The sequence below is a fragment of the Roseateles sp. genome, from assembly GCF_036486225.1.
Taxonomy (GTDB): Bacteria; Pseudomonadota; Gammaproteobacteria; order Burkholderiales; family Burkholderiaceae_C; genus Roseateles.
This window is the reverse complement of sequence record NZ_DASVNZ010000337.1, coordinates 22,730-43,218: the sequence shown is the minus strand read 5'-3', so window position 1 is coordinate 43,218 and position 20,489 is coordinate 22,730. Positions and strand designations below refer to the sequence as shown.

The window sequence follows — 20,489 nt, the reverse complement described above, 5'->3', positions numbered from 1 at the left end:
GAAGGCCTCACGAAGGACGAGTTCGACGCCTTCGTCGCGGCCAAGAAGCGATCGGTCAAGTGAGGCACCGGCATGACCCACGACCTTGGCCCACGAACCTGAAACACGGCGGATACCCATGAAGATCGTTCTGACCGGCGCGACCGGCTTTGCCGGCGGCGAGGTGCTCCGACAGGCACTCGCGGATACCGCCATCACGCAAGTCACCGTGCTGACGCGCAGGTCGCTGGGCCTCACGCACCCCAAGCTGAAGGAGGTCGTCATGCGCGACTTCCTGGACTACTCGGCACTGGACCTGTCCGATCACGCGGCCTGCATCTGGTGTCTTGGCGCGTCTCAGGTCGGCATCGGCGAGCAGGACTACCTCCGCATCACGCTCGACTATCCGATGGCCGCCGCCCGCGCCCTGCAGGCGATGAACCCGCGCCTGCGCTTCTGTTTCGTCAGCGGGCGCAGCGCCGATCCCACCGAGCAGCGGCGCTCGCTGTTTGCGCGGATCAAGGGGAGGGCGGAACGGCAGCTCGGCGAGACGGGACTCCCGCTCTTCGTCTTCCGTCCCGGCTATATCCGACCGACGGCCGTCAGCGGCGCGCGCAAGGACTTTGCGCGCTTCCTCGCGCCGGTGGGATCGCTGCTGTCGCTGTTCAGCGCCGACTACGCCGTCGACTGCGATCAGCTGGCGCGTTGTCTGCTCGACGTCGCCAAGCGCGGGGCCGATCACCCGCTGCTCATCAACAAGGAGCTGCGCGCATGGTCCGTACGCTGAGATCACGGATGGCCCGCGTGGGCATGGTCGCGGCCGTCGCGCTGCTCTGCGCGATCGGCACCTTGCTGACGATCACCGACAGCGCCGCGCTCGGCGACGCGCCGTCCGGCGACCGGCTGCTGCGCACGCAGCAGTCGCCGCAATGGCACGACGATCATTTCGAGAACCGTCAGCCGATCTGGGCCGACGGCCTCGCCGGCTGGCGGAACTTCCTGCTCGGCTCGGCTTCGCCGGACAGCTCGCCGCGCTCCCCCGTCCCGGTGGTCCGGCCCGATCCCCGGGCCTACGCGTCGCCGCCGGACTCGGGGCTGCGTCTGACCTGGCTCGGACACGCCACGACCTTGCTGGAAGTGGACGGCGCGGTGCTGCTGATCGACCCCTTGTGGAGCGAGCGCGCATCGCCGGTGTCCTGGGCCGGACCGCAGCGCTGGTATCCCCCGCTGATCGCGCTGGCCGACCTGCCGCGCGTGGATGCCGTGTTGATCTCGCACGACCACGTCGATCATCTGGACATGGGGACCATCGTCGCGATGCGCGACTGGTCGACCGTGTTCGTCGTCCCGCTGGGCATCGGCGCGCACCTTGAGCGCTGGGGCATCCCGGCCGCGCGCATCGTGGAACTGGACTGGTGGCAATCGACGCGGGTCGGCGCGGTCGAGCTGGTGGCGACACCGGCGCGGCACGCCTCGGGACGCCTGCGCAGCAAGACCAACAAGACCTTGTGGGCCGGCTGGGCCGTCGCGGGTCCGCGGCACCGCGTCTGGTACTCGGGCGATACCGGCTTCCACACGGACCTGGCCGCCATCGGCGAGCGCCTCGGGCCGTTCGATCTCACCCTGATCGAGGCGGGGCAGTACGACGCGAACTGGCCCGACACCCACCTGGGTCCGGAGCAGGCGGTCGAGGCCCATCGCCTGGTCCGCGGCGAGGTGATGGTGCCGGTGCATTGGGGACTGATCCGGCAGGCGCCGCACGCGTGGACCGAGCCCGTCGAGCGCGTGCTGGCCGCCGCCCGCTGCCGTCAGGTCCGCGTCGTGACGCCTCGACCCGGCGAGATCGTCGAGCCGATGCAGGCCACGACCGCTCCCTGGTGGCCAGCATTGCCATGGCGCACGGCCGAGCAGTTCCCCGTCCAGGCGACGGTCAGCGGGGATCCCGCGCATCGCGAGCGCGTGCCCGCGTGCCCGTCATGACGAGGCCCATAGCGACGAGGCCCGTGACGGGAGCCCGGTCCGTGACTTGTCGCGAGGCCCGTGACCCGTGGCCGGCTCAGTCCGCCGCGCCGGCCCGGCTGAACAGCATCGCGTCCATCACCTGCATGTAGGCCTTGGCCGTCTTCGCCTCCGACACCTGCACGCCGGTCGTGGCCGCGATGTCCGGCCCCATCACCGCCAGCGTGTTGGCCAGCGAGACCATCGCGTAGTACAGCAGCACCGGCTCGCCCTGGGGCAGGTCGCCGTCCTTCTGCGCCGCCTTGATCAAGGGGCGGGCCAGCTCGAAATGCGGCCGCAGGAAGTGCTGCGCCAGCCACTCCTGCCGGTCCTCGCTGTGCGTGCCCTCGCGCCGCTGCATCATGAAGCGATGCAGGTGCGGCTGGTCCAGCGTGAACTGGAAGTACGCGATGAATTCCTGCCGCAGCTGGCCGATCGCGGTCGCCGGCTTCGCCTGCCGGATCAATCCTTCGCGTGCCCGTGCAAGCTCTTCGTAGACCAGCGTCGCCACGGCTTGCCACAGTACCTCTTTCGATTGAAAGTGGTACGTGATCAGCTGATGCGTCAGCCCGCTCTGCTCCGCGATCGCACGCATGCTCGCCGCCTCGAAGCCGCGCTCGGCAAACTCCTTCAGCGCGGTCCGCAGGATCGTCTGCTTCGTGTCGGCCGAGCGCTGCTGTTCGCGGCGGCGGGGCGTGGAAATATCCGGAGTGCTCATGCCCGACATCATGCCTTTGTCATGCGCTGTAACTACCTCGCCGGAGGTAGCTTTCCGCCTTGAATTCCGGTTGCGTATCGCCCCTGTTTCCCGACTTGGTGCGTTGGTATCGATACCGTTGCATCGGCCTCCACCAGGGCATCAATTCGACACACATTAAAACTTGCCGCATGGCAAAACAAACGCGGACACTCGCGCCGCTTGCCCCTCTCAGGAGGGACATGTGGTGTGCCGTGTCGATGGGCGGCGCGCACACCGGACCAAGCCAGGTCCATCGAAGCGGTCGCGGGCACCACCCCCCCGCGGCACCAATCGCACCCACAGGCACGGGAGGGAACACCATGGAGTTCAAGCAACTCGGCATCATGATGGGCAGGGCATTTGTCCCTGCCCTGCTGGGTAGTGCGCTGCTCGCCGCATGCGGCGGCGGCAACGGTCAGCAGGACGGCGGCGTCCAGATCGCATCCGACGACAGTGGCGGCAACGCCGATTCCGCCGCACGCGCCAAGCGCATGGCCGGCGACAACGGCACCGAGACGGCGCTCACGCCCGTCTCCGCCACCGGCAGCTCGATGGAGCGCGGCGACCTGAACGGCGCCAAGGCCATCGACAGGGACGACAACAGCCGCTGGGGCTCCGCGTTCACCGACAACGAGTGGCTGACGCTGGACTACGGCAGCAGCGTCGCCATCACGCGGGTGCGCATCAAGTGGGAAAACGCCCACGCGAAGAAGTACCTGCTGCAGACGTCCGAAGACAACAAGACCTGGACCACGATCAAGACGGTCGAGAACAGCCCCGGCGGCGTCGAGGACCTGAAGGACCTCGGCGGCCAGGGCCGCTACCTGCGCGTGCAGGGCGTGACGCGCTCGACGCAGTACGGCTACTCGATCTTCGAGATCCAGGGCTTCACCGGCACGCCGGTCCCGCCGACCACCCCGACGGACCCGACCACGCCGACGAATCCGACCGATCCGACGACGCCGACCAACCCCACCGATCCGACGACGCCGACCCAGCCGACGCAGCCGACGGACCCCGTGGGCGACACGAGCAAGCCGGGCGTGGCGATCAAGCCCGTCGCGACGATCTCGTCGGCCCCCGAGAACGACGGCCTGGCCGCGAAGAACTCGATCGACGGCAACCTGTCCACCCGCTGGGCCTCCAAGCCTGAAGACGGCGCCTGGATCCAGTACGACTTCGGCACGGCGCAACCGCTGGGCTACATGAAGCTCGTCTGGGAGAACGCCTACGGCAAGGCCTACGAGATCCAGATCTCGGACGACGGCAAGGCCTGGACGCGCCTGCGCAACCAGCCGGCCGGCAAGGGCGGCACCGAGGAGTACTTCAACCTCGGCGTGAAGACGCGTTTCGTCCGCATGCAGGGCGTGACCCGCGCGACCAACTACGGCTATTCGCTGTTCGAGGTCGAGTTCAAGACCGTCGGCAGCGACAACAGCATCCCGACCACGACGACGACCCCGTTCTCCTTCCCGGTGAACGGTGCCAACGCGGGTCCGCTGTTCAACCCGCAGGCGCCGATCGAGCAGATCCAGTTCACGCTGCCGGACGGCACGCTGGTGACGCGTTTCGGTCAGCGCGGCGTCGGCCGTCACGGCCGCGAGCGCGGCGAGGACTGGAACGAGATCGGCTTCGGACCCAATGACACCGTGGATGCCAACGGCAATCCGCAGGACAAGGGCCCGGGCAACTACATGAACTTCGTCGCGAACTACTTCAAGAATCGCACGTGGGGCGTGGAGTTCATCGACAACTCGAACGTGGCGGGCGTCACCAAGCCGCGTCTGATCGTCAACCAGTACTTCCCGCAGGCGCAGCGCGGCGGCGGTCATTCCTTCTTCCGCCGCATCGACGACGTGGGCGTCACCGGCTACGGCTGGATGTCGCCGGGTCAGCTGCTGGATCCGACCACCTACACGGACGGGTTCGTCGACAAGACGTCCTGCCCGGTGGTGCCCAAGCCGCCGCAGAACGCCCTGGCCAAGCCCAACACGGGCTACAACGGCATCATCGGCGCCAACGACGGCTGCTCCGTGGTGCTGGACAACATGCCGGGTCACCAGGACCTGTCCCCGAACGCGAACGGCGTGCTGGTGCCCAACGGCGTCAACATCCCGGCCAGCCCGCTGAAGGTGGGTCAGGCGATCGAGTTCACGGGCTCGTTCTTCTCCAGCCGTGCGGCGATGGATGCGATCGGTGACAAGGGCGACATCCGCTACTACACCAGCGAAGTCATCTACGTCATGGGTGCCGGCCTGCGTCCGTGGTACGGCGTGCAGCCGCGCCTGAACAGCGTGCCGCTGCCGGATGCCGTCCTGTCGGGCGGTCTGGGTTCCGTCTCGTACAACTACTCGGACGAAGGCTGGCGCATGTTCCAGCAGCCGTTCAACAACATCGGCATGCAGAACCTGCAGCGATTCGTTGAAGGCCGCCGTGCGGTGCACAGCAGCTTCGTGACCGGGCAGCACATCGAGCCGGGCAACGATCCGATGACCTCGATCCAGAACCTGGCGGGCACCCGTTTCAACGCCACGGCCTGCGTGCAGTGCCACACCAACAACGGTCGCAGCCCTGCGCCGTTCACGGTGGACCAGCGTCTGGACAAGATGGCCTTCCACGTCGCGGTGAAGGCGGCTGACGGTTCGATCCGTCCGGACCCGCGCTACGGCTCGGCGATCCAGATGAACTCGACCTCGGCCACCGGTGCGCCGCAGGACTGGGGCAACGCGGTGAAGGTCGCGGGCTTCGATGTCAGCAGCGTCACGCTGGGGGACGGCTCGAAGGTCGAGCTGCGCAAGCCGAAGTTCGCCTTCGACGGTCCCACGCCGCAGCTGTGGTCGGCGCGTGCAGCGCTGCCGCTGCTGGGTGTCGGTCTGCTGGAAGCGGTGCCTGAAGCGGACATCCTGGCCCGTGCGCGCACGTCGCCGGACCAGGACGGCGTGGTGGGCAAGGCCAACTTCACCTTCGATCCGGAAACCGGCGCCACGCGTCTGGGCCGTTTCGGCTGGAAGGCGTCCAAGGCCAGCATCCGTCACCAGGTGGCCAACGCGCTGCTGAACGACATGTCGGTGACCTCGCCGGTGTACCCGAACCGCAGCTGCGCGACCGACCCGCAGGGTTGCCGCACGGCGCCGGCGCAGAAGGGCATCCAGGAAGCCGATCTGACCGCGCTGACGCAGTACATGCAGCTGCTGGCCGTGCCGGCCCAACGGAGCATCCCGAGCGGATTCCCGAAGGGTGTGGCGCCGACGGACGAGCATCGCGTGGATGCGGTCCAGGTGGCCAACGGCCGCAAGGTGTTCGACGCGCTGCGTTGCGCGGCCTGCCACACGGCGGAGATGAAGACGGGCAAGAACCATCCGTTCGCGGAACTTCGTGACCAGACCATCCGTCCGTTCACCGACCTGCTGCTGCACGACATGGGCCCGGCCCTGGCGGACAACCTGCCGGAAGGCCAGGCGCAGGGCGCGATGTGGCGTACGACGGCTCTGTGGGGCATCGGCTACACGGAGAAGGTCGCCCAGGGTCAACCGGTCGGCTACCTGCATGACGGCCGCGCCCGCAACCTGACCGAGGCCATCCTGTGGCACGGCGGCGAAGGCGAGAAGTCGCGTCAGCGCTTCGAGCAGCTGTCCAAGGCGGATCGCGACGCGCTGCTGGCGTGGCTGAAGACGCTGTGATGAGAACTTGAAGGAACGGGCGCCTCGCGCGCCGGTTCATCAAGCAGAAGGCCGTGGCTCAATGCCACGGCCTTTTTTCGTTCGGACGCCGCTTCGGTGTGCCGTGGCAGACTGGGGAGACCATGAAGAAACTCCTCATCTGTGGAAGCCTCGCCGCTGCGTTGCTCGGCGCGCCCGGTATCGGGCGCTGCGCGGAGATCGTCCTGGAGCAGTCCGCGGTCCAGTCGTTGCTGACCGAAGGACTGTTCAAGGAAGAAGGGAAGCTCCATCTGCAGAAGGGCGCCTGCTACGCCTATCTCGAAGATCCCAAGGTGTCGCTTCAGAACGGGCGCGTGATCATCCGGGTCCATCTCAACAGCCGGCTGGGCGTGCCCTCGGGGCGGGAGTGCCTCGGCGTCACGTTGGCGAGCTGGGCGACCGTGTCAGCGGCCCCGATCGCGCAGGGTCACGTCGTGCGCTTGACCGAGATCCGCGTGGACGAGGTGGAGGATCCCAACACGCGCAGCCTCTTGAACCTGGGCCTTGCGCCGGCGTTGCCCGGTGCCGTTGAATTCGATGTGAAGCAGGCGGTCGAGGAGATGCTCAAGGGCTCAGGGAGCAGGCTTCAAGGGGAAGTGCAGGCTTTGAAGATCGACTCGGTGAAGGCAGGGGACAACAAGCTGTCGATCAGCTTCGACTTCAAGCTCGTGGGGAGATGACCAGCTCTCGCAAGCCTACGGCTTGAGCGGTTCGCCGATGCACGAGGCGGCCTCAGGCATGTCCACTCAGGCGCTTTTGGGCAACGCCGCATATTTCGCCAGAACGGCGGCCAGGCAACTTGCCGCTGCACGCGACCTCTCGGACCTGTTGCCCCACCGTTGGGTGCCCTTCAGCTCCCAATGACCGCATACTGTCGCCGAGCGGAAGCCCAAACGGTCGAGAGCGAATCGCAGGTCCAACTTGCCCATCCGGCGGCGCTCGTGGAGGACACCTATGTTTGGATTGCTTCGACGTACCAAGCCAGTTCTGGAGTCCGCAAATGTGACGGAGTCCAGTGAGGGACCGTGGAGAACTATCGTTGAGTATTGGCGGCGATCAGGCGTCGCGATTCGGCCCGGAGTTTCCGTGGCGAAAGTTGAGGCGTTTCAAGTCAAAAACGGAGTCGCACTTCCGGCTGACGTGCTGGCGTACCTGATGACTGTCGACGGAAGCAGCGATGGCCACATGGACGTTGACCTATTCCGCTTCTGGCCGCTCGGCGAATTCGTCCGAGTTCACGAGGAACTGGACGAGCGGGGTGGCGTCATCTACCCGGACCGGTTCGCCTACCCAGACTGTTTTGTCTTCGCAGACTACCTCGTCAATTCGTGGCTGTACGCCGTCAAGCTCACAGCCGACTCAAAGCAACCAGCGCCTGTCTATCGTGTGACGGCCAGCGACCCTCCCGGCGAGCAGATGTCAGCATCGTTCAAAGAGTTCATGGCGAACTACGCGGCCAAACCTTCCAGCATCGTGTGAACTGCAGCGTGGCGGGGCGCGATGTCAAGCTGACTTCCCAGCACGCGTGTTGGTCAGGCCGGCGACGGGCGAGAGAATGAGAGCTTGCCCCCGCGTGGCGGAACAGGTCTCAGCGGCCATAGGGTGGCCGTGCCACCAATCAAGACCACGGTGAAGACGCCTGCTGCATAGAGGATGTTGATACCGCTCAGCCATTCGGAAAGGAGCAGGGCCGCCATCAGCAACAGCTCCAAGGTCGCGCCGACCAAGAGCGTCGCGACCGACGGCAGATAGCTGAGTTCGCCGCAGTTGCCGCATCGAACGGGCCGACGCCTGTCCGAGCGGAGGGCTGCAAGCAGCGGCATTGAACGAGCGGCGCAATGTGGGCATCGCTTCATGATGAGGACTCTTGTCCACGAATCTGCGTCCCACATGCCTCTCCAGAATTCAGGCGCAGACGAAAGGGCTCCCACCCGCCCGGCGGGTCCCACTCGGCATCGCCGAAGATCTGGCCGTCTTGGACTCGTCGGACGATGACACCGTCAACCGCAAGTTCAGACCTTCTCCAAAGGAGCCGGCCTCTTCCGTCGAAGCGCAGCAACTCTGATGCCGACGCAACCAGCACTGAAGCGCCGAGTTCCGACGACTCAAGGTCGCCGGCAGTGAAGAGGCCGCCGAAGTAACCATCGAGCGAGTGCGATTCCAACTCGCCCGTCATGGGCGAGAAGACGGCGATTTGCCGGCCGTAGCCGATGTAGATGAGTTCACCGACGCAGCGCACGTCCTGAAAGCAGGAGTGCCCAACGCCTGCGAGCAAGTCGATTCGCCATCGAACTTCCGCCCCTTGGCTGATCCCAACAGCCGCAACGACAGATGCAGTCAGACCGGCGAGGCCGCTCAATACGACGCGCTGGGCGTCATGCCAGTCGTCGACGTCCTCAGCAGTGATAAAGCTTGCCTGCATCTTCATGGCTAACCAATCTACCGAGGTGCATTCCATCGACTCATGTACGGTCGAGAGGCGGCGTCGCTACAGGAGTTCGTCTGCATCACCGCTGCGAACTGCTACAGCTTCGCGAGGTTCTCGATCGGCGGATGGTCACGCAGCGGGACCAGTTCCATCCGGTCCCTCCCCTTGCGCTTTGAAGCGTAGAGGGCTTCGTCGGCCTGCTTGAGCCAGTGCGACAGCTCCGCGTCCGGCTGTTCGGACAAGGTCGCGCCGATGCTCAAGGAGACCGGCTCCGGCGTCACGAACATCGCGCGCGCCTGCTCCGCGAATGTCTCGCGCAGCTCCTGGCTCAGCGCCTGCACAGTGGTGTCGGAGACGCCGCGCAGAAGAATCACGAACTCGTCCCCGCCCAGACGCGCGGCGAGCGCACCGTCGGGCAGCGCGCCGCGGATGAGGTCGCTCAGTGCCATCAGCAGGCGATCGCCGGCGTCGTGGCCGTGCAGGTCGTTGACCTGCTTGAAGTGGTCGATGTCGATCAGCAGCAGGGCGCAGGGGCGGGCCGGGGAGGCCTGCGCCAGCAGTGCCGGTGCGCGCAGGTAGAGCGCGCGGCGGTTGTCCAGGCCGGTGAGCGGGTCGCGTGCGGCGATCTCCGCAATGCGTTCCTCGCGGCGATGGCGCTCGGTGCCGGTCATCGAGATGGCGAGCAGCATGATCGCCATCGCACCTTCCACCAGTGAGACCAGGATCACCGCGCCGCGGAAGCCGGCCAGGTTGACGAAGGCCTCCGGCATCAAGGTCGACCCGGCCTTGGCGAGGTAGAAGAGGCCGTGGGCCAGCAGGACGAAGCGCAGCTGCGCCGCCCCCAGGCTCAACACGCCGCCTTGCGGGCGCAGCAGCAGGCCGGCGCGCAGGGTGATGACGGCGATCAGCAGCGACTGGGTACCCAGCATCACCTTGGACCACCACGGCCCGTCGGGCAGGAACAGCATCGCCAGCCAGACGACGGCCACCAGCCACCAGGCGCGCGGCAACCGGGCACGCGTGAATCCTGCGACGCCGGCCAGGAACAACCAGTGGGCGACGATCAGCAAGCCGTTGGGGAACCAGATGCCGAGCAGCACATGGCCGCTGGAGCGCAGCAGGGCCAACACGCTGCCCACGGCGATGATGGAGAAGCCGGCGCTCCAGAGCAGCAGCGAGCGTTCGCGCACGCTGCTCCATTCCGCGGCCAGGCACAGCGCCGAAGCGGCCGCCATGGCCGCGGTGAGGACGAGCAGGGTGAAGGGATCGAGAACCATGGGCGGTGGCTGGATGGGCGGCTAGGTCTTGCCGACGACCTTGAGGTCGCGGAAGTCCAGCGCGTCACCGCGTTTGCTGGTGACTGCGAGCCTTCCGACGGTCTGTCCCGTTGCATTCTCGACCAGACGCGAATGACGTTCGCCCCGAGCGAACAGGTTGTCCTCGCCCCACTGGCGCAGGGCCACCACGATCGGGAACAGTGTCTCTCCCTTGGCCGTCAGCACGTACTGCTGGTAGGCCGAGCCGTCCGTCGCGGGTTGGACCTCCAGTAAGCCTTCCGCGACCAATGCCTTCAGGCGCGTCGCCAGGATGTTCTTCGCCACGCCCAGGCTGGTCTGGAAGTCGCCGAAGCGGGTGATGCCATCGAAGGCGTCCCGCACGATCAGCAACGACCAGCGGTCCCCCACGATGTCTACCGCGCGGGCCACGGGGCACGTCGCGTCGTTCATGCGCTTGCGCTCAGCCATCTCGATCTCCCATCGGCGCTTGCGCCATCAGGTTGCATTTTAAAACTACCTGATATGCTGAACTGGTTGCAAAACAAAACCAGTAGCGTCATGCCAGAACCTTCATCTGTGGATTCGTCTTCGGACGCCTCCTCGGGCTCGATGCCCGCACGCCAGCTCACGCTGTTTGCCGTCACGGGCGCTGTCTGCGTGTCCAACGTCTATCTCGCCCAGCCGCTGCTCGACAGTCTGGCCAAGGACTTCAACGTGGCGCCCGCCGCGATCGGCGCGGTCGTGACGGCGACGCAGGTGGGGTCGGTGCTGGCGCTGCTGCTCATCGTGCCTTTGGGTGATCGGTACGCCAGAGCTCGCCTGATGCGGCTGCAACTGATCGGTCTCGTGCTCGCGCTGCTGGCGGTCGCGATGGCGGGCAGCTATCTCTTGCTGATGGGAGCGATGGTGCTCGTCGGCGCGCTGGGCACGGCGATGACGCAGGGCATCCTCGCGTACGCGGCCAGCGCCGCGGCAGCGCATGAACGCGGGCGTGTGGTGGGCGCCACGCAGGGCGGCGTGGTCATCGGGTTGCTGCTGGCGCGCGTGTGGGCCGGCGGCGTCGCGGACCTGCTCGGATGGCGCGGGGTCTATCTGGCGTCGGCGGTCCTGGTGGCAGGTATCGGCCTCGTCGCCTGGCGACGGTTCCCCATGTTGCCTGCGAGTCCGTCGAGCCTGAGCTACCCGCAGTTGGTCGGCTCCACGCTGGCGCTGCTGCGCACGGATCGCGTGCTGCTGCGTCGCGGCATCCTTGGCCTGCTGCTCTTCGCCGCGTTCAACGTCTTCTGGAGTGCACTGTCATTGCCGCTCACGGCCGCGCCGTACTCGCTGTCGCACTCGGCAGTCGGGGCATTCGGACTCCTCGGCGCCGTGGGGGCGTTGGCCGCCGGCAGGGCAGGGCGCTGGGTCGATCGTGGTCGGAGCAGGCAGGCAAGCGCCGTCGCGCTGTTGCTGATGCTCGTCGCGTGGGCGCCGCTGGCTGGGACGCGCTGGTCGTTGTGGTGGCTGATCGCGGGCGTCGTCGTGCTCGACCTGGGCTGCCAGGCGCTGCACGTCACCAACCAGGCGCTCATCCTGCGCGGGCCGGCCGAATCGCATGGTCGACTCATCGCCTGCTACATGTTGTTCTATGCGGTCGGCAGCGGGGCAGGGGCGGTGGCGTCGACGATGGTGTATGGGTGGGGCGGGTGGATGGCGGTGTGCGTGCTCGGTGCCGGGATCAGCGTGCTCGCGCTCGTGTTCTGGGCAGTCACGGAACCCGGGAGGAGCGGCGACTGCGCCGATGCGAACGCTGCATCAACGACGGCCATGACCTGACCGGATCAGCCGCCCCCGATCAAGGCGCCGGGAAACGCTATTCGTGCGGGCGCGCAAGAAACGCCCATCGGCTGCTGAGCAGATAGGTCAGCACGGCCACCCCGAGCAGCACGATCACCAGGCTCACCTGGTACGACTGGTCGGTCCAGCGGAGCAGGGCGGCGTAAGCCAGTTCGTTGACGAGGAAGCCGCCCGCCGAGATCGCGGAGAAACGCATCGCCGAGCGCCACATCGGCACGCCGTGGCCCTGGAAGGTCATCCGATGGTGGCCGAAGAAGGACACCTGCAAGGCGACGATCCAGCCCATCACGTTGGCGATCAGCGGATGCCACTGCACGGTCTGGACGATCGCCGTCACCACCAGCCAGTGCACGAGCGCGGCGGCGGTGCCGACGACGATGAAGCGGGAGATGCGGCGGGCGTGGACGTCTGTCACAGGGCTCGAGGGTCGGCTGCGGGCGCCAGGGCGCGCCGGGGGAGCGAAGAATAGCCCGGCAACCGCCAGTTAAGGCGCAGTTAAGTGGCGGCGGTCGAGCATCGGCGACTCCGCCCATGCTCAACCACCACCTCTTCTCGCTCATCAACGCACCGCCCGGACTGACGCCCGGCCAGCTGTTCCTGCCGATGATGCTGGCGCGCTGGAGCGTGCACGGCGCGGCTCTGGTGCTGGTCGTGGGCTGGCTGGTCGCGGAGCGCGAAGTCAAGGCGGAGCTGGTGCGGTTCGCGATGTGCGCGGCGATCGCGCTGCTGTTCGCCTGCGCGGCGGCGCTGGTAGTGCAGACGCTCGATCTGCACGCCGCCGACCGGGAGGTGATCGCGGGCACGCGTTACCTGGCGCGGGGATGGCTGCCCGATGTGCCGTCACGATCCGTGGCGATGCTCTGGGCCGCGGCGTTCACCGCCTTCGGGCACGGGCGCCTGTCCGTGGCCGGTCCTTTCCTGCTGACGCTGGGTCTGGTCGTAGGATGGTCCCGCATCTACCTGGGCGCCAGCCTGCCCGGCGACGTGCTGGCGGCCCTGCCCGTGGCGGCGGCCGCGGCGGCCGTCACCTGGTGGGCGAGGGCGTCCATCCATCGGTTGGCGCTGCGACTGGAGGACATACACGCATGAGACTGCTCCTCATCGAGGACGACGACATGATCGGCCGCGCGGTCCGGCAGGGCCTGGTGTCCGCGGGCTTCGCGGTCGACTGGGTGCAGGACGCGCGCGCGGCACAGCTGTCCCTGTCCACGGGCGTGTACGACCTCGCCATCCTCGACCTCGGTCTGCCGCGCGGCGACGGGATGGAACTGCTGAAGGACCTGCGCCAGGGCGGCGATTCGATGCCGGTGCTGATCGCGTCGGCGCGCGACACCGTCAAGGACCGGATCGCCGGCCTGGAGGCCGGCGCCGATGACTACGTCCTCAAGCCCTTCGACCTGGACGAGCTGGTCGCGCGCGTTCGGGCGCTGATGCGCCGCCATGCGGGCAGCGGCAGTCCGGTGATGCGGCACGGCGATCTGGTGCTGGATCCCGTGCGCAAGGAGGTGACCCTCGCCGACAAGGTGGTGGAACTCTCGGCGCGCGAGTTCGCCGTGCTGGAGGCCCTGATGCAGAAACCCGGCGCCGTCCTCTCGCGCGAACGGCTCGAGGAAGCGGTGTACGGGTGGGGGCAGGAAGTGGCCAGCAATTCGATCGAGGTGCACCTGCACAACCTGCGCAAGAAGCTGGGCAGCGAGACCATCAAGAACGTGCGCGGCGTCGGTTACCGGATCGGCAACGCGCCATGATGCGATCGATCGAGCGCGAGCTGCTCGCCTGGATCGTCGGCACCCTGCTGCTGGGATCGGCGCTGGTGGCGATGACGACCTACGTCGTCACGCTCGACGAGATGAACGAGGTCTTCGACAACGACCTCAAGAACGTCGCCGTCGGCGTGGCCACCTATCACCGCAGCAACGCGCCGCACGAGCAGGCCCATGCGCCGGTGCTGATCCCGCGCGACGACGAGCCGCAGGACAGCGAGATCGCCACCTTCGCCTGGGATGCCTCGGGGACCTTGATCTATTCGTCGGATCCGCGCGTCCCGATCGCCTTCGTCGCGAAGGAAGGGCTGTCGCACCCGCGCATCGGCGGCGAGGACTGGATCGTCTACACCGCGGTCCATGACAACGGCATCGTGCAGGCGGCGCAGCGGCGCGCGTCGCGGCGGGAGATGGCCGGCGAATCGGCGGCCAAGATCCTGCCCTTCCTGCTCGCGATGGCGGTGGTGGTGGCGGGCCTGCTGATCTATGGGCTGCGGCGCGGACTGCGGCCGCTGGACGCCGCGGCGCGCGACATCGCCGGCCGCAGCGCGCGGTCCCTGGCCGCGATCGACACGGCCGCGGTGCCCGCCGAACTGCTGCCCATGGTGCGCGCCATCAACAGCCTGATGGCCAAGCTCGACCAGTCCTTCAGCGCGCAGCGCAAGTTCCTCGGCGACGCGGCGCATGAGCTGCGCACGCCGATCGCCGCGCTGCGGCTGCAGCTCACGCTGCTGGAGCGCAGCGCCGACGAGGTCGAACGCGGCGCGGCCACGACCGCGCTCAAGCTGGGCGTCGTGCGGGCGCAGCGTCTGATCGGACAACTGCTCGCCGTCGCGCGGACGGACCCGGCGGGCCACGTCGATCCGCTGGTGCCCGTCGATCTGGACGAGCTGGTCCGCACCGTGCTGGAGCCGTTCGCGGCGAAGGCCGAGGAGGCCCGCATCGACCTGGGGGCCGAACTCCACGGGCCCGGCACGGTCATGGGCGACACGGAACAGCTGGCCCTGCTGCTCGACAACCTGATCGAGAACGCGCTGCGTCACACGCCCGAAGGCGGCGTGATCGACGTGGGCACGGAGATGGACGAGGGCCGGCCGACGCTGTTCGTGCGTGACTCGGGTCCGGGGATCCCGGCCATGGACCGGGAGCGTGTCTTCGGGCGCTTCTTCCGCGGCGATGTCGGTGGAGGCGGTGGCGGCGGAGGTGGCAGCGGAAGCAGCGGCGGTACCTCGGGCCGCGAGAACATCGGCAGCGGCCTGGGCCTGGCGATCGTCAAGGCGATCGCGGAGCGTCACGGCGCGACGGTGCGGTTGATGGACCGGGCGCAAGGTCCGGGACTGGAGGTGCGCGTGCGCTTCCCCGCCGCGGAACCCGCATCCGGAGGGGGCGCCGACACTGTTCGTCCGGATTCTTAAGGACGCGATAAGCGACGCTTTTTGATACTGCCGGACATGTCTGATGTCCATCCCCTCGCGTCCCGCTGGTCCGCCGCCCGGCAGGCCTCGGCAGCCACGATGGCGCCCCCGATGGCCGCATCGCCGGCGATGCCCGCGACGGCCGCCCAGCGGCACGATCCGGGCGTGCCGCTTCGCGATCGCCGGCCCCGCGTGTCCTGCGTGGTGCCCTGCTACAACGAGGCCACCAACCTGCGGGAGCTGCTGCCGCGCCTGGCCGCGGTGCTGGCGCAATGCAGCGACGACTGGGAGGTCATCCTGGTCGACGACGGCAGCGCCGACGACACCGTCCAGCTGCTGCGCCAGTGGGCTGCCCGCCCGGGTTTCGTGGCCTTGCAGCTGTCGCGCAATTTCGGCAAGGAAGCGGCGCTGACGGCGGGGATCGCCCGCGCGGGCGGCGACGTGGTCGTGATGCTGGACGCGGACCAGCAGCACGACCCGCGCCTGATTCCCCAGTTCGTCCTGCACTGGTGTCACGGTGCCGACATGGTCTATGCCGTGCGCATGACGCGGGAAGACGAGCCCTGGCACAAGCGCCTGGGCACCCGGCTGTTCTACGGCCTGCTCAACCGCTCGGGGCGCTTCGAGGTGCCCGCGGGCGCGGGTGATTTCCGCCTCATGGATCGTTCCGTCGTGGACGCCCTGATGGCCATGCCCGAGCGCAACCGCTTCATGAAGGGCCTCTACGCCTGGGTCGGCTACCAGACGGTGGCCGTCCCGTACCAGCCGGAGGCCCGCGCGCACGGCAGGACCCATTTCAATCCGCTGCGGCTGGCCCACCTGGCGCTGGACGGGCTCACCTCGTTCACGACCTGGCCCCTGCGCGCGGCCAGCGCGCTGGGCGTGCTGCTCGCGCTCGCGGCCTTCATGTACGGCGCGTACCTGACGCTCGTGTACTTCCTCTACGGCCACACGGTGAGCGGCTGGACCACCATCGTCGTGGGGCTGATGTTCTTCTCCGGCCTGCAGCTGCTGTTTCTCGGCGTCGTCGGCGAGTACGTCGGCCGCATCTTCGAAGAGGTCAAGGGTCGGCCTCTGTACGTCATCAAGAACGCTTGGGGAACCGGGCTCTCCAACGCAAGACAATGAATCGTCCTGAGTCCTCGTTCCGCCACGACTGGCTGATCGCCTTCGCCCTGAGCTTCGTCTGGCTGTGGATCACGGCCTGGGCCCGTCCGCTGTCCCTGCCCGACGAGGGGCGTTATGTCGGCGTCGCCTGGGAGGGCCTGCAGCACGGCGACTGGCTGGTCCCCACGCTCAACGGGCTGCCGTTCTTCCACAAGCCGCCGCTGTTCTACTGGATCACCGAAGCGTCGCTGGCCCTCTTCGGGCCGGGCGTGTGGGCCGCGCGCGCGGCGCCGCTGATCGGCGGGCTGATCGGCGCGATGGGCCTGTTCGGCCTGCTGGCGCGCTGGATGTCGACCCGCCACGCGTGGGCCGCGCTGCTCACGCTGCTGGCGATGCCGCTCTACTTCGTCGGCTCTCAGTTCGCCAACCTCGACATGCTGGTGGCCGGCCTGATCACGGCGACGATCGCCGCCGGCGCGGACGCCGCCCTGCGCGTGAACGCGGGCCTGCCGCACCGGCGCATGCTGGCGCTGGCGTATGCGCTGGCCGGCTTAGGCATCCTCGCGAAGGGCCTGATCGGCATCGTGCTGCCCGGCGCCGTGCTGCTGCTCTGGCTCGGCCTCACCGCGCAATGGCGCACCATCCGCGCGATGCTGTGGCTCCCCGGGATCGCGCTGATGCTGCTGGTGTGCGCGCCGTGGTTCGTCGCCATGCAGCTGCGCTTCCCCGGCTTCCTGCACTACTTCTTCGTCGTCCAGCACGTGCAGCGTTTCGCCGGCGGCGGCTTCAACAACGTGCAGCCGCTCTGGTTCTATCCGGTGGTCCTGATCGGCGCGACGCTGCCCGCGCTGCCGTGGCTCTTCAAGGGCTGGAAGGGCGAGCTGTGGCGGCCCGCGCCGGGACCGCACGCGCTGCACTGGCTGCTGCTGGTCTGGTTCGCGGTGATCCTGCTGTTCTTCTCGATCCCGCAGTCCAAGCTGGTGGGCTACATCCTGCCGACCCTGCCGCCGCTGGCCGGGCTCATCGCGGTCGCATGGCATCGGGTCGTGACGCTCGCGCCCCGCGGGTCGCGGTGGGGATACGTGTCGATTGCCGTCGGCGCGGTGATCGGGATCGCCGCCGTGGCCGCCTACGGCCTCGGCGCGGGCAAGTCGAACCGGTTGCTGGCCAAGGAGCTGGCGGCACTGCGCCAACCGCAGGACGGCGTCGTCATGCTGGAGCGTTTCGAGTACGACGTGCCTTTCTATGCGCGGCTGCGCGCCCCGGTCGTGGTGGTGGAGAACTGGGACGACGCCGAGCTGATGGCGCGCGACAGCTGGCGCAAGGAGCTGTGGGACACGCGCGCCTTCGCGGATCGCGGACGCGACACGTCCGCGTTCCAGAGCTGGGCCTCGATCAAGACCCTGGTCTGCGACAGGAAGGTGGTGTGGGCCATCGGCGACATCGAGCTCGCCAAGACACATCCCTGGCTCGAGAAGGCCGATCTCGTCGCCTCCGAGAAGCACATGGCGCTCTGGCGGCTGCGCGCCGCCGCGCTGGACTGCGCGCCCTGAGGAGACCCCGTGCACGCACTGCGTTCCATCTGTCTGTGCATCGACGATTTCGGTCTGCACGAGGGCGTCAACGAGGCGGCGCTGAGCCTGCGCCGGGAAAGGCGGGTGCACGCGCTGTCATGCATGGTGGGCGCGCCGGCATGGGCGTCGGGCGCCGCGGCGCTGCGGCGGGACACGGGCGGTCCCACCGACCTGGGCCTGCATCTGGACCTGACCCAGTACCCGCTGACGCTGCCGCCGGCGTCCTGGTCCTCGCTCTGGATGCGGGGAACGTTGGATCGTCTCTCGTTGTCCGACCTGCGCGACGAGATCGACGCCCAGCTCGACCTGTTCGAGCAGCACATCGGGCGTCGTCCGGACTTCATCGACGGCCACCAGCATGTCCATCAGTTCCCGCAGGTCCGCGATGCGCTGGTCGACGTGCTGCTGCGGCGCTACCCGTACCAGAAGCCCTGGCTCCGATCGACCCGGTCCGCGAGCTGGCAGCTCAAGCCGATGGCGATCAGTCAACTGGGAAACCGCACGCTGACGGCGGAAGCGGAGGTGCTTGCGTTCGCGCACAACCGACGTCTGCTCGGCGTCTACGATTTCACCGGAGGGCCGGAGCGCTACGAGTCTCTGCTGACCCGCTGGCTGCACCTGGCCAGGCAGGGCGACCTGCTCATGTGCCATCCGAGCTCGCAACTGGTGCCGGGCGACGCCATCGCTCAGGCTCGCCTGGATGAGTTCCAGGTCTTGTCCGACAAGCGCTTCGAGTGGCATGTGCGCTCGAACTTCGTCCGCCTGGAGGCGATGTCGCGCATCCTCGATGACGAGCGGTTCGCCGGGGCGCGACGCGCGATGTGAATCGTGCCGCGCGGGCGTCGGTGTTCAGTCGCCGATAAGTGTCCCGACGCCAGACTGCCTGCAGCGCAACGGTCTGCGCAACAGGAGTGAACGATGAAGACTTTGAATCGGACGATGAAGTACGGCGCGTTCGCCGCGATCGCCGTGGCGGCCAGCGTCGCGGGCGCCCTGGCCTACGCCGAGAAGCAGGAAGGCGGGAAGGACGGCGCGGAGAACGACGCCATCGCCGTGACCCGGGCCAAGGTGTCGCTGTCGCAGGCGGTGGCCTTGGCCGAGCAGCACCTCAACGGCAAGGCCAGCCGCGCGGAGTACGAGCGCACGAAGCAGGGCGACGCCTATGAGATCGAGGTCGTCAACGGGACCAAGGTCTTCGATGTCCGCGTCGACGCGGAGAAGGGCGTGATCCTGTCCTCCGCGCCTGATGAAGCGGACGGGAAGGGCGGTCGCGAAGACCGCGACGAGAAAGACTGAAGAGGTTCGGCCATGCAGAGCACAGCCCGCGCATCGCTGATCCGATGGGACAACAAGGTTCCCGAGATCGCCGCTTCCTTCTGGATCATCAAGATCCTTTCCACGACGGTCGGCGAGACGGCCGCGGACTTCCTGGCGATCGACGTCGGCTGGGGAACGGGGCGCACCACGGCGCTCACGGCCGCGCTGCTCATCGCGGCGCTCGTCCTGCAACTGAGGCAGGGCCGCTGCGTGCCGTGGGTCTACTGGCTCTGCGTGGTGCTGGTGAGCATCGTGGGCACGCAGATCACCGACCTGCTGACCGACGGCCTGGGCGTGAGCCTGTACCTGTCGTCCACCGTCTTCGCGGCGGCGCTAGTCGCGGTCTTCCTCGTGTGGTGGAAGGTCGAACGCACGCTCTCCATCCATGCGATCACGAGCCGTCGCCGCGAACTCTTCTACTGGGGGGCGATCCTCTGCACCTTCGCCTTGGGCACGGCGGTCGGCGATCTCGCCACCGAGGCGCTGGGACTGGGCTTCGTCAACGGATCGATCGCCTTCGGCGCGCTGATCGCCGTCACCTACGCCGCCTGGCGGCTGGGTGGGAACGCCGTGCTGACCTTCTGGGTGGCCTACGTCCTCACACGTCCGTTCGGCGCCGCCATCGGCGACCTGCTGACCCAGGACCGCACGTATGGCGGCATGGGCCTGGGGGCGGCGACGACCTCCGCCGTGTTCCTGGTGCTGATCGTCTCGCTCGTGGCGGCCGCCCAGCATCGCCTGCGCCGCGAGGCGATCTGACGGCGAGGTCCAAGGGCGCGGTCTGACGCCGCGTCCTCCCCGCTTTCACCTTCCACGTCCACCTTTCACTTTCCATCCTCGGATCCACCATGACTCCTCGTTTCAACCTCTGCGCGCCGTTCGCCGCGATCGCGGTCCTGATCGTCGCGCTCACCGGTTGCAGCCCTCAAGCCGGAGGATCGACGGCACCGCCGGCCCCCGGCGCGTTGGCCGGGACCGCCCCGGCCTCGGCCGCCGCGCCGGCGCCCAGCCGGTTGGGCGATCTCTCGGCCTTTCGTGCGATCGCCACCGACGTGTCCACCCATGTCGACCGGGGTGAGCTGATGGCGGCGCGCGTCCGCATCAAGGACCTCGAACTGGCCTGGGACGGCGCCGAGGCCGGCCTGAAGCCGCGCTCCGCCTATGACTGGCATCGGCTGGACAAGGCGATCGACGGCGCCTTGGAGGCCTTGCGCGCCGACAAGCCGACGTCCAAGGCCTGCTCGGACGCGATGAACACGCTGATGCAGACCTTCGATGTGCTGCAGGGGAAGCGCTGAACCGCGAACGGTCCTGCCGCTCGAAGGCTCTTCCGGCCGTCGTTTAGCTGGCGTTTAAGT

The 20,489-nt window shown here is 67.9% G+C and carries 21 protein-coding genes; 15 read left to right on the top strand and 6 right to left on the bottom strand.

The features are described 5' to 3' along the window. Positions 1-118 precede the first annotated feature (118 nt). Positions 119-766, top strand: coding sequence for an epimerase (locus tag VF536_RS22010; protein ID WP_331617039.1), 648 nt, complete (start codon positions 119-121; stop codon positions 764-766). Continuing rightward, positions 751-1,959: an MBL fold metallo-hydrolase gene (locus tag VF536_RS22005; RefSeq protein ID WP_331617038.1), complete on the top strand. Its 1,209-nt coding sequence runs from the start codon at positions 751-753 to the stop codon at positions 1,957-1,959. Before VF536_RS22010 ends, VF536_RS22005 begins: the two co-directional genes overlap by 16 nt. 76 nt (positions 1,960-2,035) lie before the next feature. On the opposite strand, the gene VF536_RS22000 is transcribed toward VF536_RS22005, so the two are convergent. Continuing rightward, a complete protein-coding gene (locus VF536_RS22000) occupies positions 2,036-2,695 on the bottom strand; it encodes a helix-turn-helix domain-containing protein (RefSeq protein ID WP_331617037.1) in 660 nt (219 codons plus the stop codon). A 341-nt stretch (positions 2,696-3,036) separates the two neighbouring features. On the opposite strand from VF536_RS22000, the gene VF536_RS21995 reads away from it, so the two are divergent. The 3 genes from VF536_RS21995 (at position 3,037) to VF536_RS21985 (ending at position 7,893) form a co-directional block, all read left to right on the top strand. Next, positions 3,037-6,396 carry a di-heme oxidoredictase family protein gene (locus VF536_RS21995; RefSeq protein WP_331617036.1) on the top strand — a complete coding sequence of 1,120 codons (3,360 nt, stop codon included), beginning with the start codon at positions 3,037-3,039 and terminating at the stop codon, positions 6,394-6,396. Between the two features lie 122 nt (positions 6,397-6,518). Further along, positions 6,519-7,094 (top strand): hypothetical protein, encoded by a 576-nt coding sequence (locus VF536_RS21990; RefSeq protein ID WP_331617035.1) that lies wholly within the window; start codon positions 6,519-6,521, stop codon positions 7,092-7,094. Between the two features lie 406 nt (positions 7,095-7,500). Continuing rightward, positions 7,501-7,893, top strand: coding sequence for an SMI1/KNR4 family protein (locus VF536_RS21985; RefSeq protein ID WP_331617033.1), 393 nt, complete (start codon positions 7,501-7,503; stop codon positions 7,891-7,893). 53 nt (positions 7,894-7,946) lie between these two features. On the opposite strand, the gene VF536_RS21980 is transcribed toward VF536_RS21985, so the two are convergent. From VF536_RS21980 to VF536_RS21965, 4 genes are all read right to left on the bottom strand, one after another. Next, a complete protein-coding gene (locus tag VF536_RS21980) occupies positions 7,947-8,237 on the bottom strand; it encodes a hypothetical protein (RefSeq protein ID WP_331617031.1) in 291 nt (96 codons plus the stop codon). A gap of 29 nt (positions 8,238-8,266) precedes the next feature. Further along, complete coding sequence (locus tag VF536_RS21975) at positions 8,267-8,872, bottom strand: hypothetical protein (protein WP_331617030.1); 606 nt, start codon at positions 8,870-8,872, stop codon at positions 8,267-8,269. 65 nt (positions 8,873-8,937) lie between these two features. Beyond that, positions 8,938-10,119 carry a GGDEF domain-containing protein gene (locus VF536_RS21970; protein ID WP_331617029.1) on the bottom strand — a complete coding sequence of 394 codons (1,182 nt, stop codon included), beginning with the start codon at positions 10,117-10,119 and terminating at the stop codon, positions 8,938-8,940. Positions 10,120-10,140: 21 nt separating this feature from the next. Beyond that, positions 10,141-10,587 carry a helix-turn-helix domain-containing protein gene (locus VF536_RS21965; protein ID WP_331617028.1) on the bottom strand — a complete coding sequence of 149 codons (447 nt, stop codon included), beginning with the start codon at positions 10,585-10,587 and terminating at the stop codon, positions 10,141-10,143. Positions 10,588-10,641: 54 nt separating this feature from the next. Between VF536_RS21965 and VF536_RS21960 the strand changes: the two genes are divergently transcribed. Beyond that, positions 10,642-11,934: an MFS transporter gene (locus VF536_RS21960; protein WP_414710429.1), complete on the top strand. Its 1,293-nt coding sequence runs from the start codon at positions 10,642-10,644 to the stop codon at positions 11,932-11,934. 37 nt (positions 11,935-11,971) lie between these two features. On the opposite strand, the gene VF536_RS21955 is transcribed toward VF536_RS21960, so the two are convergent. Beyond that, complete coding sequence (locus tag VF536_RS21955; RefSeq protein ID WP_331617027.1) at positions 11,972-12,370, bottom strand: GtrA family protein; 399 nt, start codon at positions 12,368-12,370, stop codon at positions 11,972-11,974. 116 nt (positions 12,371-12,486) lie between these two features. Here VF536_RS21955 and VF536_RS21950 point away from each other — a divergent pair, with 116 nt between their 5' ends. The 9 genes from VF536_RS21950 to VF536_RS21910 all read left to right on the top strand — a co-directional run bounded on the left by VF536_RS21950 (position 12,487) and on the right by VF536_RS21910 (position 20,429). After that, the gene (locus VF536_RS21950; protein ID WP_331617025.1) at positions 12,487-13,044 is read left to right on the top strand and encodes a hypothetical protein; all 558 of its coding nucleotides are present in this window, start codon (positions 12,487-12,489) and stop codon (positions 13,042-13,044) included. Continuing rightward, a complete protein-coding gene (locus tag VF536_RS21945; RefSeq protein ID WP_331617024.1) occupies positions 13,041-13,703 on the top strand; it encodes a response regulator in 663 nt (220 codons plus the stop codon). Before VF536_RS21950 ends, VF536_RS21945 begins: the two co-directional genes overlap by 4 nt. After that, on the top strand, positions 13,700-15,133 hold the full coding sequence (locus VF536_RS21940) for a sensor histidine kinase (protein WP_331617023.1): 1,434 nt from the start codon (positions 13,700-13,702) through the stop codon (positions 15,131-15,133). The genes VF536_RS21945 and VF536_RS21940 overlap by 4 nt, the downstream gene beginning before the upstream one ends. 129 nt (positions 15,134-15,262) lie before the next feature. Next, entirely contained in the window at positions 15,263-16,261 is a 999-nt protein-coding gene (locus tag VF536_RS21935) for a glycosyltransferase family 2 protein (protein WP_331617041.1), read from the top strand. After that, entirely contained in the window at positions 16,258-17,793 is a 1,536-nt protein-coding gene (locus VF536_RS21930; protein ID WP_331617022.1) for a glycosyltransferase family 39 protein, read from the top strand. The genes VF536_RS21935 and VF536_RS21930 overlap by 4 nt, the downstream gene beginning before the upstream one ends. A 9-nt stretch (positions 17,794-17,802) precedes the next feature. After that, a complete protein-coding gene (locus VF536_RS21925) occupies positions 17,803-18,639 on the top strand; it encodes a ChbG/HpnK family deacetylase (RefSeq protein ID WP_331617021.1) in 837 nt (278 codons plus the stop codon). A gap of 93 nt (positions 18,640-18,732) precedes the next feature. Continuing rightward, the gene (locus tag VF536_RS21920) at positions 18,733-19,110 is read left to right on the top strand and encodes a PepSY domain-containing protein (protein WP_331617020.1); all 378 of its coding nucleotides are present in this window, start codon (positions 18,733-18,735) and stop codon (positions 19,108-19,110) included. 12 nt (positions 19,111-19,122) lie between these two features. Then, positions 19,123-19,890: a hypothetical protein gene (locus VF536_RS21915; RefSeq protein WP_331617018.1), complete on the top strand. Its 768-nt coding sequence runs from the start codon at positions 19,123-19,125 to the stop codon at positions 19,888-19,890. 89 nt (positions 19,891-19,979) lie between these two features. Further along, positions 19,980-20,429: a hypothetical protein gene (locus VF536_RS21910; protein WP_331617017.1), complete on the top strand. Its 450-nt coding sequence runs from the start codon at positions 19,980-19,982 to the stop codon at positions 20,427-20,429. Positions 20,430-20,489 lie beyond the last annotated feature (60 nt).

Coding starts and splice junctions, on each gene's coding strand:
- VF536_RS22010 (WP_331617039.1), top strand. CDS start 119: ATGAAGATCGTTCTGACCGGCGCGACCGGCTTTGCCGGCGGCGAGGTG.
- VF536_RS22005 (WP_331617038.1), top strand. CDS start 751: ATGGTCCGTACGCTGAGATCACGGATGGCCCGCGTGGGCATGGTCGCG.
- VF536_RS22000 (WP_331617037.1), bottom strand. CDS start 2,695: ATGAGCACTCCGGATATTTCCACGCCCCGCCGCCGCGAACAGCAGCGC.
- VF536_RS21995 (WP_331617036.1), top strand. CDS start 3,037: ATGGAGTTCAAGCAACTCGGCATCATGATGGGCAGGGCATTTGTCCCT.
- VF536_RS21990 (WP_331617035.1), top strand. CDS start 6,519: ATGAAGAAACTCCTCATCTGTGGAAGCCTCGCCGCTGCGTTGCTCGGC.
- VF536_RS21980 (WP_331617031.1), bottom strand. CDS start 8,237: ATGCCGCTGCTTGCAGCCCTCCGCTCGGACAGGCGTCGGCCCGTTCGA.
- VF536_RS21975 (WP_331617030.1), bottom strand. CDS start 8,872: ATGGAATGCACCTCGGTAGATTGGTTAGCCATGAAGATGCAGGCAAGC.
- VF536_RS21970 (WP_331617029.1), bottom strand. CDS start 10,119: ATGGTTCTCGATCCCTTCACCCTGCTCGTCCTCACCGCGGCCATGGCG.
- VF536_RS21965 (WP_331617028.1), bottom strand. CDS start 10,587: ATGGCTGAGCGCAAGCGCATGAACGACGCGACGTGCCCCGTGGCCCGC.
- VF536_RS21960 (WP_414710429.1), top strand. CDS start 10,642: ATGCTGAACTGGTTGCAAAACAAAACCAGTAGCGTCATGCCAGAACCT.
- VF536_RS21950 (WP_331617025.1), top strand. CDS start 12,487: ATGCTCAACCACCACCTCTTCTCGCTCATCAACGCACCGCCCGGACTG.
- VF536_RS21945 (WP_331617024.1), top strand. CDS start 13,041: ATGAGACTGCTCCTCATCGAGGACGACGACATGATCGGCCGCGCGGTC.
- VF536_RS21940 (WP_331617023.1), top strand. CDS start 13,700: ATGATGCGATCGATCGAGCGCGAGCTGCTCGCCTGGATCGTCGGCACC.
- VF536_RS21935 (WP_331617041.1), top strand. CDS start 15,263: ATGCCCGCGACGGCCGCCCAGCGGCACGATCCGGGCGTGCCGCTTCGC.
- VF536_RS21930 (WP_331617022.1), top strand. CDS start 16,258: ATGAATCGTCCTGAGTCCTCGTTCCGCCACGACTGGCTGATCGCCTTC.
- VF536_RS21920 (WP_331617020.1), top strand. CDS start 18,733: ATGAAGACTTTGAATCGGACGATGAAGTACGGCGCGTTCGCCGCGATC.
- VF536_RS21915 (WP_331617018.1), top strand. CDS start 19,123: ATGCAGAGCACAGCCCGCGCATCGCTGATCCGATGGGACAACAAGGTT.
- VF536_RS21910 (WP_331617017.1), top strand. CDS start 19,980: ATGACTCCTCGTTTCAACCTCTGCGCGCCGTTCGCCGCGATCGCGGTC.